Origin of the sequence: Microcoleus sp. MOSTC5 (assembly GCF_036701825.1) — a bacterium.
GTDB classification, from domain to species: Bacteria; Cyanobacteriota; Cyanobacteriia; order Cyanobacteriales; family Microcoleaceae; genus Microcoleus; species Microcoleus asticus.
On sequence record NZ_JAUBRK010000022.1, the window covers coordinates 26,636 to 40,844 of the forward strand.

The following is a 14,209-nucleotide window of genomic DNA, read 5'->3' on the forward strand; positions in this document are numbered from 1 at the left end:
CTCTCGACCTCAACGTCGAAGAGACGGAGAGAGGGAGAGGGGGAGAGTTTTGAGTTTTGAGTTGGCTAGAATATGACTTCATCCTTCTAACTAATGACTGCTGACTTCTTCCCTCTTCCTTCTAACTAATGACTTCTCTAGCGATTTCTAGAGGATTCTAGCTTTGACAACCGCTCTTTAATTTTGATAACATCTTGCTTCGTTTCAATTGCCAAAGTTGCTAAATTGTCAAACATCGGGTCTCCCGACCGCACTCTAGGATTTGTCCGACTAGCACCCGGAAGGTTAGGAGACTGAGGCCTGTTAACTCTAGAACCTTGATTCTGCAAACTGTAGATTTGTCCTCTGAGTTCAGAAATTTGAGTTTCTAATTGAGTAATGCGAAATTCTAATTGGGTTGTGGATTGAGCGGGCGTGACAATTGGCGCAACAGCAATTGCTAAGACGCAAGCCAGACAAAAAAGACAGATTTTTATGGCGCGATGGCGAATATTTTTCGGCATAGCTTTAATAATTGAAATTATACAACTTCTACCATAACAAATCGCCCCTATTTTTGGTCTCTATCAGAAGTATGTCTTATGGCAACTAGGAACGTAGCTATTTTAATGTTCGATGATGTCGAGGTACTGGACTTTGCAGGTCCTTTTGAAGTGTTTGCGGTGACATCAGAATTAAGTAAGGGCGAGCGACCTTTTGCAGTCTCTACCTTAGCCGAACATCCCGGTGCTGTCAACGCCCGCAACGGTTTGAGCGTAAATCCCCACTGCACCATTTCCGATTGTCCGCCACCGGATATTTTAATTGTACCGGGAGGACAAGGTACGAGACAGTTAATCAATAATTCAGCAGTTGTTAATTGGATAAAAGATTGTGCGCCAACCGCAGAATTAGTGCTTTCTGTCTGTACGGGTTCGCTGCTTTTAGCAAAAGCTGGCTTGTTGGAAGGTTTGGCAGCAACTACACACCATCTGGCATTGGATTTATTGAGAGAATTAGCTCCCAACACAACTATTATCGAAAATCAGCGATTTGTAGATAACGGCAAAATCATCACCTCTGGGGGAATTTCTGCGGGAATTGATATGTCTTTGCACGTTGTCGGCAAGCTTTTGGGAACAGCACAAGCTGAACAAACAGCAGAGCACATGGAATATAAAATTGGTAATTAGGAATCCAGTTAATTCCGTCCTTATGCAAAACCTGTATATCTAGGGTGCGAAGTGCGCACCTCACCGCTATAATTCTTGCGCGTCAAACTACGTATAACCTAATTATACCAATTCTGAAAATCGAGCATCTCTAGGGACACGGTAATGCTGTGTCCTACTCCCCGCGCCGGAAACGCCAATGCCATTTCCCTACGGTTCCCTTTTAATAATTGGTATAAGATTGAGGATTGTAGCAAGACTTTTTTAAATAGGTATTAAGAATCTTCGCCCCAAACTTTTAGTTGTAAATAGACTAATACCAAAGCTAAAACCATCAGGAAAGTTGCCGCAGCGGCTGCATAGCCAAAATCAAATTGCGAAAAAGCTTGCTCGTAAATATAATAAACTAGCAAATTAGTAGAGTTTAAAGGGCCGCCGCCGGTGATTACGTAAACTTGCTCAAAACTCCGCAGAGTAAAAATAGCTGTAGTGACGGTAGCAAATACTAAAGTCGGTCGCAAACCGGGTAAAGTGATGTACAAAAATTGCTGCCAAGCATTAGCTCCATCCAATTCTGCTGCTTCGTAACGATTTACCGGAATTGCTTGCAATCCTGCTAAAAATACTACCATATTAAAGCCTAATTGTTTCCAAACACTGAGCAGAATTATCACTGGCATTGCCCAAACTGTGCTGCTAAGCCAAGGAATTGGATTTAAGCCGATCGCCATTAACACACTATTCACCGGGCCTTCGGTTTGAAACAACCACCGCCAACCCAAGCCAACTGCAACTAAAGAGGTAATCGAAGGAATAAAATAAGCGGTGCGGAGAGCTCCTCGCCAAGCAAACGAGCGATTTAGCAAAACTGCTAAGCCCAATGGAATCACTAAACTGGGAATGACTGTCGCAGTAGTAAAATAGAGCGTGTTTTGGACAATTTGCCAGAAATCCGGGTTGGTGACTAGACGCCAGTAGTTGTTCAAGCCAATCCAACGCACTCCCGACTGGGTAAAGCTGCCGCTGGTAAAGCTGAGGTAAAATAAATAGGCGATCGGCCAAATCAAAAAAGTACCCAGAAACAGCAAAGCTGGGGCCAGAAAAGTCCAAGCTGCGATCGCATCATTATCCAACCAGTTAAAACGCCCAAATTTAATCGGAACCATTGGCTTGTAAATTTTAGCTTTTAGTTTTAAATGGTATCACAATATAGGTCAATGTCAAAATGAATCTTCTCGATATATTAGCCAATTTACCCACTATAGAAACTGAGAGACTGCTGCTGAGGAAAATTACTTTAAACGATGCGAGCGATATGTTTGAGTATGCCTCAAACCCCGAAGTATCACAATACACAATGTGGTCAACCCACACCTCGCTCGAAGACACTAAATACTTTCTCAAGTCACTTACAAAAATGTACAAAAGACGAGAGCTGGTAGATTGGGGACTCGTCCATAAAGCCGAGAAAAAGTTTATCGGGACTTGCGGATTTGTGGAATGGAGCATGACGCACAGCCGCGCGGAAATTGGCTACGCACTCTCTAGGAGCTATTGGGGCGAAGGATACATGAGCGAGGCTGTCAATGCAGTGATTGAATTCGGTTTTCGGGAGATGTTGCTGAATCGAATTATGGCTCGCTGTGAGGTTAACAATATTGCTTCGGCTCGGGTGATGGAAAAAGTGGGGATGCAATGGGAAGGGATATTGCGACAGCACCTATTTGTGAAAGACAGATATTGGGATCTGAAAATTTATTCGATTCTCAGGGAAGAGTTTTTTGATAATATTGTAGAATAGGAGTTAATCAGTAGCTCAGCGAAAAAAAATAATATACTTAGGACTTAGGCAATATCTCTATGTAGAGTGCGCCGAAGCACACATTACCCTTTACCTGTATTGTAGAAGACGAGTGAATAGTTTTTATCTTTATGACCAAGAATTTCTTGATGGTACCCGCCACGTGATTTATCTGTGGAATCAATCCAAAATCTAAAATCTACAATCCTCACGCCCCCGAATTTATCCATGGGGTCAATCCAAAATCTAAAATCTAAAATCTAAAATCGAATGACCGCTAATCCAGTATCTGCTAATTCCAATACCTGCCTGATTTCTCCTGAGATTGGCAAAAGCTTGATCGCGCCGGCTCATCCTCCATTAAAATTAGGAGTTTTAGCATCAGGAAGCGGCAGCAACTTCGAGGTAATTGCACAAGCCATCCAAAATCAACAACTCAACGCTAAAATCCCAGTATTAATTTACAACAATCCCGAAGCCAAAGCCGCAGCCAGAGCAGAAAAATACGGCATTCCCTCGATTCTGCTCAATCACCGCGAGTGCAAAAGCCGCGAAGAATTAGATACAAAAATTGTTAAAACTTTCCAAGAATATGATGTAGAATGGATAGTGATGGCGGGTTGGATGCGGATTGTTACCAAAGTTTTGCTCGATGCTTTTCCCGATCGCGTTATTAACATTCACCCCAGTTTGCTGCCGAGTTTCCCAGGAATTCGCGCCGTCGAGCAAGCACTGGCCGCTAAGGTTAAAATCACCGGATGTACGGTGCATATCGCCCGTTTAGAAGTAGACAGCGGGCCGATTTTAATGCAGGCTGCGGTGCCAGTATTGCCTGACGATACCGCAGAAACGCTGCACGCGAGAATTCAGGTGCAAGAGCACAAGATTATGCTCGGTGCGATCGCACTTATTGCCGAATCCAATCGAAAATATTGTGACTAAAAACCTCACCAGTGCCGCATCTATCCCCGAATTGCCCGTCAGCGAATCACCCGAAACAGGTCCGCCGCTGACTCCGCCCAAAAACGGATAGTTGCGAATGACTTAAGTGCTGCAAAGATCAAAATTTTAGAGTCTTGTTCTAGATCCCAGATTCAATGCGAGAGTCAATCTAAAATCTAAAATCTAAAATCTAAAATCGAATGACAGACTCCAATCGCCTGAAATTAATTCTCAAAGAAAGGCTCAAAAAGAACATCGGCATCAAGGGAGAATTCTATCTGCCTTGCTTGCCATCGATGCTAGACGACTATCTTAAATTACTGTCCGACTTCTTAAACATTCTCGGACAAAACATCGACGCTGCCCAAAGCGAAAACTTACGAACACTAATCGCCAACGCCTTAGCAGAAGGATTCAAAAATTCCCCCCATGCTAATCTAATAGTCTCATATTTTCCCGCCAATTCCCAAACCGGTTTAGCCGGCGGCATTACTCTGAATACTAAGATTCAAGTCGAATCGATGGCCCAGAAATATCATAGCTGGCCGGATATTCGCCCCGAACCTTTATTCGGCAGCCATCCCGATGCCAAAGTTATCGCCGCTGCCGCTGAATTAGGCGAACCGGGAAAAGCACCTATTTTAGATGTCGGTGCGGGTCCAGGGCGCAATAGTCTGCCCTTAGCAAGGTTAGGCCATTCCGTGGATGCGATCGAACTAACACCGATATTTGCCGAAAAACTATCAGCAGCAGCAACCGCCGAAAACTTGCCGGTAAATGTCACCCAAGGCGACGTTTTAGACCCATTATTGAGGATGAAAACTTATCGGTACAAATTAGCGATTGCTACCGAAGTTCTCTCTCACTTCCGCTACCCCGAACAAGTCCGCCTGTTCCTCGGCAAAATGTCCGATGCCGTTTTAAGCGGCGGGTTTATCTTATTCAGTGCTTTCTTAGCTGTAGATGGGTACGAACCCGACGAGATGGCAAAACAAATGTCTGAATTGTCTTGGTCTTATCTGATTACCAGACAAGAATTGCAAGCAGCAATAGAGGGTTTGCCGTTAGAAATTATTTCTGATGAATCTGTGATTGAATACGAACAAAAACATTTGCCTGACTCGGCGTGGCCGCCGACACCTTGGTTTGCGAGTTGGGCTAGCGGGCGCGATTTATTTCCCGTGCAACAAACACCGCCGTTAGAGTTGCGGTGGATACTTGTTAAACGCTTGTAAATAGTTAGTATGGTGCGTCAATCGATTTTAGATTTTAGATTTTAGATTTTAGATTCAAGAATCGAAGCATTGACCCCACGGATAAATTTGGGGGCTACTTTATCGGATACAGGTTTTTTATTTCTGGACGGATGAATCCGGGGGCTTGTATCCTAGATGCTTTCGGTCACAATTTAGTTTATCGATGATTGATAAAATAACGCGGTCTAACTCACATCTTGCACCATTCTTAAGAACAGGCAAGATGCCTGTTCCACAAAGATGGAGTTTTCTTCTTGTGGGGTGGGCATCCTGCCCGCCCGCAAAAGGCTAATTGAGAATGGTGCAGCATCTCAGAGCTCACGCACCCTACGACAAATTTTAGGGATTAAAAATCCAATCCTAAACCTCGGATGCCCGCAATTGTCCGCAGGCTGCATCTGCTTCTAAGCCGCGAGAATACCGCACGCTAACAGCAATTTTCTTTTCCTTCAAAACCGCAACAAAACTGTTAATTCGATTGGGAGTCGGTCGCTTATATTCAGCTTCCTGAATCGGATTGTAAGGAATCAAATTGACGTGACACTGAAAACCGCGCAAGTGAGTTGCTAACTCGGCTGCGTGTTCCGGCAAGTCATTCACACCTGCTAAAAGTACGTATTCAAAACTCAATCTGCGCCCAGTCGATCGCACATATTCCCGACATTCTGCTACTAACTCACCCAAAGGATAAGGGCGGGCGCTAGGAATTAACTCTTCGCGCAATCTTTGATTGGAAGCGTGGAGGCTGACGGCGAGGGTAACTTGCAGTTGATGTTCAGCTAGTTGGCTGATGCGATTGCGAATTCCTACTGTGGAAATTGTGATATTTCGCTGTCCAATCCCTACGTCTTGATTCAAACACTTGACAGCAGCTACAACATTATCGAAATTCAGCAGGGGTTCGCCCATTCCCATAAACACGATGTGGCTGACTCTGCGGCCGAAATCTTGCTGTACTGTCAAGACTTGATCGACGATTTCGTGTTTTTCTAAATTGCGCTTGAAACCGCCTTTCCCAGTAGCGCAAAAGTCGCATCCCATCGCGCAGCCAACTTGGGCTGAGACGCACACAGTCAGCCGTTTATCGGTGGGAATGCCTACGGTTTCAATGATTTGACCGTCTGCCAATTTTAAGAGATACTTTACCGTGGCGTCTGGTGCGACCGATCGATAGTGAATGGTCGATCGCCCGATCGGAATTTTAGCAACAGTCTCGCGCCACTGTTTCGAGAATACAGAAATGTCAGAGATCGATCGCGCACCTTTCTCATAAATCCACTGGTACAACTGCTTTCCCCGATAAGCCGGTTGTCCCTGCTGCTGTACCCACTCCGTTAACTCAGCTAAACTCGCCCCCAGCAAGGGCGGAATTTTACCCGACTCAACAGCCAAAGCAGCAGTCTTGCGCGACTGATTCGCACCCTTGGAATTACCAGAAGAGTACACCTGAGAAACGGAAGTAGGAGACATAGGTCATCACAAAATTGAAAGCCACCCTCTATATTAAAACTTCTCGACCAAAGCGGCCGTTAATCCTCCAGAAGGCACTTATGCAGAAAGCAGAAGGCGGAATCTCGATCCGGCTAAATCCCTTAATAAGGGGAAGTTTAAGAATAATCCGGTTCCCCCCTTAAAAAAGGGGGTTAGGGGTATCTTATTGTGGACGCACAAAAAAAACTCCAGACAGCAATCTGCAAAATCAAGAATCCAGTTAATATTTGGTAAAATTCCCCAAAAATTGCATCTAAATGACCGCAGCCACCTAAAATAAACTCTGGAGTTTGTTAAAGGGTGTGCAAATTTGACAGCTTTCCATCACAATTAATGCAACTTTTATGGTGCTAAATATTCTTGCGCTGCCCTTAGCGTTTCAATTTACATCGCCGGGTCCAATTATCTTTCAACTTGGCCCCGTAGCCATTCGCTGGTACGGGCTGTTAATAGCTTCTGCCGTCTTGATTGGGGTCAGCCTGTCCCAATACTTGGCCCAAAAACGCCGCGTAAACCCGGAATTGTTGGGTGATTTGGCAATTTGGCTGGTTCTGGGCGCTATTCCCTGTGCTCGAATTTATTACGTGGCTTTCGAGTGGCAGCAATACGCCCAGAGGCCAGAGGATATTATTGCGATTTGGAAAGGCGGAATTGCCATTCACGGGGCGATTTTGGGTGGCACGATCGCAGCTTTAATTTTTGCGAAAATTCAGCGAGTTTCTTTTTGGCAATTGGCAGATTTAATCGCGCCTTCGGCAATTCTCGGTCAGGCGATCGGACGCTGGGGAAATTTCTTTAACTCCGAAGCTTTTGGCGGTCCTACGGATTTGCCTTGGAAACTCTATATTCCGCCAAACAGCCGCCCGCCCGCCTACGCTAATTTTGAATACTTCCATCCCACATTTCTCTACGAATCCCTGTGGAATTTGACAGTATTTGGGTTGCTTCTGACTTTGTTTTTCCGCGATTTGCAGGGCAAAATTCGCTTGAAAACTGGTGCTTTATTTTTGGTTTATATCGCAGCTTACAGTTCCGGTCGAATCTGGATTGAAGGGTTGCGAACTGATAGTTTGATGTTCGGGCCGCTGCGGACGGCACAGATGGTAAGCTTGACTGGGATTGTTTTAGGGTTGGGCGGGTTGGCTTGGCTTTATTTGGTCGATCGACCTTTACCCGATGTTGTCTCCCCCAATAACGATCGGGCAAATGTTGCTCACAAATCCACAGAGGATAAATAAAAAACCCCAGAGAGGTTAGTCTCTAGGGTTCAAAACCAGGGTGCATCTACCATCTCTTACTTCCAACCAAAATAGGTACATCCGGAAGCGTCCGTAAATTTAGCAAATTTTTTAGCAGCAATGAGTTTGAAAGAGATTGAAGCCCTAATTCCAGGAGTATACATTGTAGGTGCAGGCCCGGGAGACCCGGATTTGTTGACTGTTAAGGCTCAAAAATTACTGGCTGCTGCTGATGTCATATTATTTGCTGATTCCTTAGTCCCAGAGCAAATTTTGCAGGGGGTACGCGCGGATGCTGAAGCGATCCAAACTGCCGATAAAACCCTCGAAGAGATTGTACCTTTGATGGTGCAACGAGTGCGCGAGGGAAAAAGCGTCGTCCGCCTGCATTCGGGCGATCCCTGTCTCTACGGGGCCGTCGGCGAACAAATGCAAGCTTTGGCCTCCGAGGGAATTGCTTTTGAGGTAATCCCGGGAATTAGCGCTTTCCAACTTGCGGCGGCTAAACTTAAAATTGAGTTGACAGTTCCGGGAGTTGTGCAGACAATTATTTTGACGCGAATTAGCGGCAGAACCGAAGTACCCGAACGCGAAGAATTGGCGAGTTTAGCGGCTCATCAAGCGAGTTTGTGCCTGTATTTGAGCGCCCGCCATGTCGAACAAGCTCAAGCTAAATTGATGGAACATTACCCATCTGATTTGCCTGTAGCGATTTGTTATCGGTTGGGCTGGCCGGATGAAAAAATTGTGCTAGTTCCCCTTGACAAAATGGCCGTTGCTACGCGCGAAAATAATTTGATCAGAACGACAATGTACGTTATTAGTCCGGCGTTGGGAAAATCAGCAGAAGGGCGATCGCGCTTGTACCATCCAGAGCACGATCGGCTTTTCCGACCCTCGAAGGAAGAAGGAAGAAGGAAGAAGGAAGAAGGAAGAGGGAAGAAGGAGCAATTATGAAATAACCAATAACCAATAACCAATAACCAATTACCAATTCTCAATCCCCAAATCTAAAATCTAAAATCTAAAATCTAAAATCGCCATGACTGATTTAACTCGCAGACAATTTATCACTGTCACCGCATTAAGCGCCGGATTTGCGTTAGCAGTTCATCCTATTGCGGCTGCCGTTATCAATACCGATGCTGCTGGTTTAATAGCAGGTGAGGTAAAAATTCCCGTCAAAGACGGGCAAATTCCAGCCTACAGAGCAATGCCAGCCAGCGGCAGCAATTTTCCAGTAATTTTAGTAATTCAAGAAATCTTCGGAGTTCACGCTCACATTCAAGATATTTGCCGCCGTTTTGCTAAATTAGGTTATTTAGCGATCGCCCCAGAAATGTTTGCCCGTCAAGGTGATGTTTCTAAAATCACCGACATCCAAGAAATTATTAGTAAAGTTGTCTCGAAAGTTCCCGACGCTCAAGCTATGTCCGATTTAGATGCAACCGTAGAGTGGGCACAAAAGTCAGGAAAAGGCAATATTAATAAGTTGGGAATTACAGGATTTTGCTGGGGTGGCAGAATGGTTTGGCTGTACTCTTCCCACAACCCCAAAGTCAAAGCTGGAGTGGCTTGGTACGGGCGTTTGGTTGGCAATCCTACGGCTTTAACTCCCAAACAGCCGATCGACCTTGCAGCAACTTTGAAAGTGCCTGTATTGGGGCTTTACGGCGGCAAAGACGAGTCAATTCCCAACGATACAGTCGAGAAAATGCGCCAAGTTCTCAAAACTGGCAGCAGCGGTTCCGAAATTGTGCTTTATCCAGATACGCCCCACGGTTTTAACGCTGACTATCGCCCCAGTTACCGGGAAAAAGAAGCTAAGGATGCTTGGAAACAGATGCAAGATTGGTTTAAGAAGCACGGAGTTGCACAATAGTTTTGAGTTGTTAATTTTGACTTAAAACTGGTGTCAAGTTTGGGATCGAAAAAGGCAATATTAGCGAATAGCCCTTAAGACAGGTGGGTTTGTAGGCCCGACATTGGTAAACTGAGCGGTGTAGAATTATCGATCGAACAGGTAAGCCCGTGCTAGACGAACAAGCTAAAAAGACCATCTTGCGGAAAATCCCTCACGGATTGTACATCTGCGGTGTCAAAGACGGGGAGGAAGTCAACGGTTTCACCGCTAGCTGGGTGATGCAATCTTCCTTTACCCCTCCCTTAGTTGTCAACTGCGTCAAGCAAGACTCCAAATCCCACAGCATGATCAAAGCCAGCGGTGTCTTTGCTTTGAGTTTCCTAGAAGCAGGTCAAAAAGACTTAGCCCAGAAATTCTTCAAACAGCAGCGCCGCGTTGGCAATAAATTTGAGGATGTAGAATTTTATCCGGGCGCGGAAACTGGTTGTCCGATTATCTCGGATTCTCTGGGTTACATCGAGTGCAAAGTTGTCGGTGCTGTGGAACACGGGGATCACACGGTTTATGTGGGAGAAGTTTTGGCCGCAGGCGTCCACCGAGAAGGCAATCCGTTGCTGCTAGAAAGCACCGGTTGGAATTACGGCGGCTAAAGACTTGGCAGTTGGCAGTTGTTAGTAAAAAAAACTAACACTGAGAAACCCGGTTTCTTGAAAAGTCCGGGTTTCTGAACACTAAACAAATTTTTATGTTGAATTAGAGCGACCTATTTATTAATTGCGAGAGTTAGGCGACGCATAACTAATAAAAAATCGGCGACAATTCTGTCAGCGTTATCGGGAGTTAAAATTGGTACGTGGACGAAAATACATTTAGCGGCTATTTGAGAATCGCAAATATGTTTTAAAACCGCATAATACAGGGCTTCGCAAACAAATTTTCCGGCTTCGTGACTGATTTCTGTTGCAGCTAAATCAGCGACTAGCGGTTCGAGATTAACTGCTGTTTTCAGAATGTCGCTATCGCAGCAAGCGCAAGATTCTACGGTTAATTTTTGCCGACTTTCGGCCATGCCGCAGCAGATAATAGTGTCGGGTTGGAGTTGGTTGATTTGGGCGATCGCCAAATTCGGTGCTAGCTGAAAATCTACTGGCAGTTTCCTCAAAAAAGTCAGGGAATCAGGCAAAGATTTTATCTGGGAAATCTTGGCTAATAAGTCGTCCGAAGAGTTGGATTTCTGATGGGGAAGCCAAGTATCAAATGAGGTTAGCAGGATTTTCGCCGTCATATTTGTGCAATAATACTGATATTGATAATATAAGGCAAGTAAGTCAATGTCTGTCATTGCAGTAATAGACTATGGCATGGGCAATCTGCACTCAGTCTGTAAAGGCTTGGAAAATGTGGGTGCAGTGCCAAAAATTACAGATTCTCCTGCTATAATCGAGCAGGCTGATGCGGTGGTTTTGCCGGGAGTTGGTTCGTTTGACCCGGCAATGCAGAATTTACGATCGCGCAATTTGATAGAACCGATAAAAAGGGCGATCGCCTCGGGAAAACCTTTTTTAGGCATTTGTTTGGGTTTGCAAATTCTGTTTGAAAGTTCCGAAGAAGGCGTAGAACCGGGATTGGGCGCTATTGCGGGAAAAGTGCGCCGATTTCGCTCGGAACCGGGTTTGACAATTCCCCACATGGGATGGAATCAATTGCAATTTACTCAGCCGGATTTGCCGCTGTGGCAAAATTTACCGTCCGATCCTTGGGTTTATTTCGTGCATTCTTATTATGTCGATCCTGTTGATTGGGAAGTGCGATCGGCAATGGTGACTCACGGCAGTCAAAACGTGACGGCGGCTATAGCTAAAGACAATTTGATGGCCGTACAATTTCACCCGGAAAAGTCTTCGAGTACGGGATTGCAAATGCTGTCAAATTTTGTCAGTCTGGTGAGGGAAAAAGTAGCCGCTTAGGTAGCATGAATCTTGAAAAACCCGGTAGATTGCCGAAACCGGGTTTGACATTTTTAAAAGTCATTTTCCTTCTTCCTTCTTCCTTCTTCCTTCTTCCTTCTTCCTAAATGACTTTAAGAATCTGTGGCAACCGCCAAATCAAAACTCTGCCGGGACTCGCAACTCGCCCTACACCTTCGCGAGTCAGAGAAGCTTTATTTAATATTTGGCAAGGGACGATCGCAGATTGCAGATGGCTTGACATTTGTACCGGCAGCGGTTCGATGGGTGCAGAAGCTTTATGTCGGCAAGCCGCGAGTGTCACGGGCATCGAACAGTCGGCGAAAGCTTCTGCGATTATCCGCGAAAACTGGGAGCAAGTAGCAGACTCGTCCCAAACATTCCAAATACTGCGGGGAAACGCGACGGCGAAGTTGGCAACTTTAGCGGGCCAGCAGTTCGATCGCATTTACTTCGATCCGCCCTACGCCAGCGACTTGTACGAACCTGTGTTAAATACGATCGCCAGCCAAGAAATGCTAGCACCAAACGGCGAAATGGCCGTCGAACACAGCCCGGAGCGATCGACACAACCGATTTCCGGTCTAGAAATTTGCCGCCAGAAAGTATACGGCAATACAGCATTAACCTTCTACACACGCAGTGGCTGACAGGCTCAAACAGCAGCAGCCTCACTCCTCGACGCAGAAAGAAACCGGGTTTCATGGCGTTGGCGCGCCCGGGACTAAAAGTTTTTCCCCTGGATACAATACAAATTTTTCCGATGAAGTTAAGCTTTGTGCGTAGGTTGTCAGAGCAAGTTGCCTCAGCAATTGACGAAATAAATGGAGTTTAGGCTGAAAATAAAGACTTTCAGTTGTAACATGAACCCAAAGTGTGAGTGTGAATATTCCTAAAGGAGTGAATATGGTTCAGACACCTTCGCGCCCTCGTGGCAGCGAGTTTCCGGCTGCTAACTCGGTACAGCCAGTCAAACGGGATACGATTATGGTGGGAGATAGCCTCCCCCTGCCCAATACCAAACTCTTCGGCACAGACGGCATTCGCGGGAAAGTTGGAGAATTGCTGAATGCACCCTTAGCGCTGCAAGTGGGCTTCTGGGCTGGACAAGTTCTACGCCAAAATACCTCCAACCAGGGGCCTGTGATTTTGGGACAAGACAGCAGGAATTCCAGCGATATGCTGGCAATGGCACTGTCAGCGGGTTTGACAGCCGCCGGTTTAGAAGTTTGGAATTTGGGCTTGTGTCCCACTCCCTGCGTTGCTTATCTGGCAAGCATTTCGGAGTCTGTCGGCGGAGTGATGATTTCGGCTTCTCACAATCCCCCAGAAGACAACGGCATTAAGTTTTTCGGATCAAACGGCTCGAAGCTGTCGCAGCAGTTGCAGGAACAAATCGAAGCGGGAATCCGGGGGGCAAAGGTTCCGGTTGCTAGCTTGGGTTGGGGGCAGCACTACCATCGGTCAGAGTTGATTAAAGATTATGCCACTTCGCTCTGTGATTCGCTGCAAAAGATGAATTTGGAGGGAATGCGGATAGTTTTGGATTTGGCTTGGGGGGCGGCTGCGGGTTTGGCGCCGGCGGTGTTCGCACAAATGGGGGCGGATGTGATCTGTTTGCACGACACTCCTGATGGATCTCGTATTAATGTTAACTGCGGTTCTACTCATCTCGACAGTTTGCAAGCGGCGGTTTTGGAACACAATGCTGATTTGGGATTTGCTTTTGACGGCGATGCCGATCGAGTTTTGGGTGTTGACAACCAAGGTCGAGCGATTGACGGCGATTACATTCTTTATCTGTGGGGTCGGCAGTTGCGCGACTCCGAACAGTTACCCTCCAATTTAATTATTTCTACTGTAATGGCTAACCTCGGCTTCGAGCGAGCTTGGGAAGAATTGGGCGGCAAACTAACTAGAACGAACGTAGGAGATCAGTACGTTCATGCTGAAATGCAGCGCACCGGTTCGATGTTGGGCGGCGAACAATCGGGACACATTCTTTGCCCGCATTACGGTGTCAGCGGCGACGGTTTGCTGACAGCTTTGCATTTGGCTTCGCTGGTGCGCCAGTCCGGGCAATCTTTGGCACAATTGGTAAGTGGCAGTTTCCAAACTTATCCGCAGTTGCTGCGAAATATTCGGGTGGACGATCGCGAAAAACGTCTAAAATGGCACGAGTGCGACGCAATGCAAAAGGCGATCGATCGTGCTACAACTGCAATGGGAGAACAGGGACGGGTTTTGGTTCGCGCTTCAGGCACTGAACCGCTGATCCGAGTTATGGTGGAAGCTGCCAGCGCCGAATTGGCTAATTTCTGGACTGAAAATTTAGTTTTAGCCGTTGGGCAACACATCGCTATTTAATGGAAATGGCAAATTAATCTGAAGGAAGAAGGAAGAAGGAAGAAGGAAGAAGGAAGAAGGAAGAAGGAAGAAGGAAGAAGGAAGAATCCTCTAGATAAATATAGGGGCTATTGAAACTAATTTCTCATTCTT

Annotated in this window: 15 protein-coding genes; 11 read left to right on the top strand and 4 right to left on the bottom strand. The window is 46.0% G+C overall.

The features are described from left to right. Positions 1-137 precede the first annotated feature (137 nt). The gene (locus QUA54_RS14080; protein ID WP_333189273.1) at positions 138-503 is read right to left on the bottom strand and encodes a hypothetical protein; all 366 of its coding nucleotides are present in this window, start codon (positions 501-503) and stop codon (positions 138-140) included. Between the two features lie 78 nt (positions 504-581). Between QUA54_RS14080 and QUA54_RS14085 the strand changes: the two genes are divergently transcribed. After that, the gene (locus QUA54_RS14085; protein WP_333415127.1) at positions 582-1,172 is read left to right on the top strand and encodes a DJ-1/PfpI family protein; all 591 of its coding nucleotides are present in this window, start codon (positions 582-584) and stop codon (positions 1,170-1,172) included. A 254-nt stretch (positions 1,173-1,426) separates the two neighbouring features. Here QUA54_RS14085 and QUA54_RS14090 read toward each other — a convergent pair whose 3' ends face one another. Continuing rightward, complete coding sequence (locus tag QUA54_RS14090) at positions 1,427-2,317, bottom strand: sugar ABC transporter permease (protein WP_333415128.1); 891 nt, start codon at positions 2,315-2,317, stop codon at positions 1,427-1,429. A gap of 59 nt (positions 2,318-2,376) precedes the next feature. Between QUA54_RS14090 and QUA54_RS14095 the strand changes: the two genes are divergently transcribed. The 3 genes from QUA54_RS14095 to QUA54_RS14105 all read left to right on the top strand — a co-directional run bounded on the left by QUA54_RS14095 (position 2,377) and on the right by QUA54_RS14105 (position 5,129). Next, positions 2,377-2,952: a GNAT family protein gene (locus tag QUA54_RS14095; protein WP_333189276.1), complete on the top strand. Its 576-nt coding sequence runs from the start codon at positions 2,377-2,379 to the stop codon at positions 2,950-2,952. A gap of 270 nt (positions 2,953-3,222) precedes the next feature. Continuing rightward, on the top strand, positions 3,223-3,894 hold the full coding sequence (purN, locus tag QUA54_RS14100; RefSeq protein WP_333415129.1) for a phosphoribosylglycinamide formyltransferase: 672 nt from the start codon (positions 3,223-3,225) through the stop codon (positions 3,892-3,894). 200 nt (positions 3,895-4,094) lie between these two features. Then, entirely contained in the window at positions 4,095-5,129 is a 1,035-nt protein-coding gene (locus QUA54_RS14105; protein WP_333415130.1) for a class I SAM-dependent methyltransferase, read from the top strand. Positions 5,130-5,510: 381 nt separating this feature from the next. On the opposite strand, the gene rlmN is transcribed toward QUA54_RS14105, so the two are convergent. Continuing rightward, positions 5,511-6,620 (bottom strand): 23S rRNA (adenine(2503)-C(2))-methyltransferase RlmN, encoded by a 1,110-nt coding sequence (gene rlmN / locus QUA54_RS14110; RefSeq protein WP_333189279.1) that lies wholly within the window; start codon positions 6,618-6,620, stop codon positions 5,511-5,513. A gap of 365 nt (positions 6,621-6,985) precedes the next feature. On the opposite strand from rlmN, the gene lgt reads away from it, so the two are divergent. From lgt to QUA54_RS14130, 4 genes are all read left to right on the top strand, one after another. Next, a complete protein-coding gene (gene lgt, locus QUA54_RS14115; protein ID WP_333415131.1) occupies positions 6,986-7,879 on the top strand; it encodes a prolipoprotein diacylglyceryl transferase in 894 nt (297 codons plus the stop codon). Between the two features lie 120 nt (positions 7,880-7,999). After that, positions 8,000-8,836: a precorrin-4 C(11)-methyltransferase gene (cobM, locus tag QUA54_RS14120; protein ID WP_333415132.1), complete on the top strand. Its 837-nt coding sequence runs from the start codon at positions 8,000-8,002 to the stop codon at positions 8,834-8,836. Between the two features lie 85 nt (positions 8,837-8,921). Further along, entirely contained in the window at positions 8,922-9,761 is an 840-nt protein-coding gene (locus QUA54_RS14125) for a dienelactone hydrolase family protein (protein WP_333415133.1), read from the top strand. 149 nt (positions 9,762-9,910) lie between these two features. After that, a complete protein-coding gene (locus tag QUA54_RS14130) occupies positions 9,911-10,393 on the top strand; it encodes a flavin reductase (protein WP_172190125.1) in 483 nt (160 codons plus the stop codon). Positions 10,394-10,506: 113 nt separating this feature from the next. On the opposite strand, the gene QUA54_RS14135 is transcribed toward QUA54_RS14130, so the two are convergent. After that, positions 10,507-11,028, bottom strand: a complete 522-nt coding sequence (locus QUA54_RS14135; protein ID WP_333415183.1) for a pyroglutamyl-peptidase I family protein — start codon at positions 11,026-11,028, stop codon at positions 10,507-10,509. Positions 11,029-11,074: 46 nt separating this feature from the next. Between QUA54_RS14135 and hisH the strand changes: the two genes are divergently transcribed. From hisH to glmM, 3 genes are all read left to right on the top strand, one after another. Beyond that, the gene (hisH, locus tag QUA54_RS14140) at positions 11,075-11,710 is read left to right on the top strand and encodes an imidazole glycerol phosphate synthase subunit HisH (RefSeq protein WP_333415134.1); all 636 of its coding nucleotides are present in this window, start codon (positions 11,075-11,077) and stop codon (positions 11,708-11,710) included. A gap of 107 nt (positions 11,711-11,817) precedes the next feature. Beyond that, entirely contained in the window at positions 11,818-12,360 is a 543-nt protein-coding gene (gene rsmD / locus QUA54_RS14145) for a 16S rRNA (guanine(966)-N(2))-methyltransferase RsmD (protein WP_333415135.1), read from the top strand. A gap of 256 nt (positions 12,361-12,616) precedes the next feature. Further along, the gene (gene glmM, locus QUA54_RS14150; protein WP_333415136.1) at positions 12,617-14,077 is read left to right on the top strand and encodes a phosphoglucosamine mutase; all 1,461 of its coding nucleotides are present in this window, start codon (positions 12,617-12,619) and stop codon (positions 14,075-14,077) included. Positions 14,078-14,209 lie beyond the last annotated feature (132 nt).

Coding starts and splice junctions, on each gene's coding strand:
- QUA54_RS14090 (WP_333415128.1), bottom strand. CDS start 2,317: ATGGTTCCGATTAAATTTGGGCGTTTTAACTGGTTGGATAATGATGCG.
- rsmD (WP_333415135.1), top strand. CDS start 11,818: ATGACTTTAAGAATCTGTGGCAACCGCCAAATCAAAACTCTGCCGGGA.
- QUA54_RS14080 (WP_333189273.1), bottom strand. CDS start 503: ATGCCGAAAAATATTCGCCATCGCGCCATAAAAATCTGTCTTTTTTGT.
- QUA54_RS14085 (WP_333415127.1), top strand. CDS start 582: ATGGCAACTAGGAACGTAGCTATTTTAATGTTCGATGATGTCGAGGTA.
- cobM (WP_333415132.1), top strand. CDS start 8,000: ATGAGTTTGAAAGAGATTGAAGCCCTAATTCCAGGAGTATACATTGTA.
- rlmN (WP_333189279.1), bottom strand. CDS start 6,620: ATGTCTCCTACTTCCGTTTCTCAGGTGTACTCTTCTGGTAATTCCAAG.
- lgt (WP_333415131.1), top strand. CDS start 6,986: ATGGTGCTAAATATTCTTGCGCTGCCCTTAGCGTTTCAATTTACATCG.
- glmM (WP_333415136.1), top strand. CDS start 12,617: ATGGTTCAGACACCTTCGCGCCCTCGTGGCAGCGAGTTTCCGGCTGCT.
- QUA54_RS14095 (WP_333189276.1), top strand. CDS start 2,377: ATGAATCTTCTCGATATATTAGCCAATTTACCCACTATAGAAACTGAG.
- QUA54_RS14135 (WP_333415183.1), bottom strand. CDS start 11,028: ATGACGGCGAAAATCCTGCTAACCTCATTTGATACTTGGCTTCCCCAT.
- QUA54_RS14125 (WP_333415133.1), top strand. CDS start 8,922: ATGACTGATTTAACTCGCAGACAATTTATCACTGTCACCGCATTAAGC.
- hisH (WP_333415134.1), top strand. CDS start 11,075: ATGTCTGTCATTGCAGTAATAGACTATGGCATGGGCAATCTGCACTCA.
- purN (WP_333415129.1), top strand. CDS start 3,223: ATGACCGCTAATCCAGTATCTGCTAATTCCAATACCTGCCTGATTTCT.
- QUA54_RS14105 (WP_333415130.1), top strand. CDS start 4,095: ATGACAGACTCCAATCGCCTGAAATTAATTCTCAAAGAAAGGCTCAAA.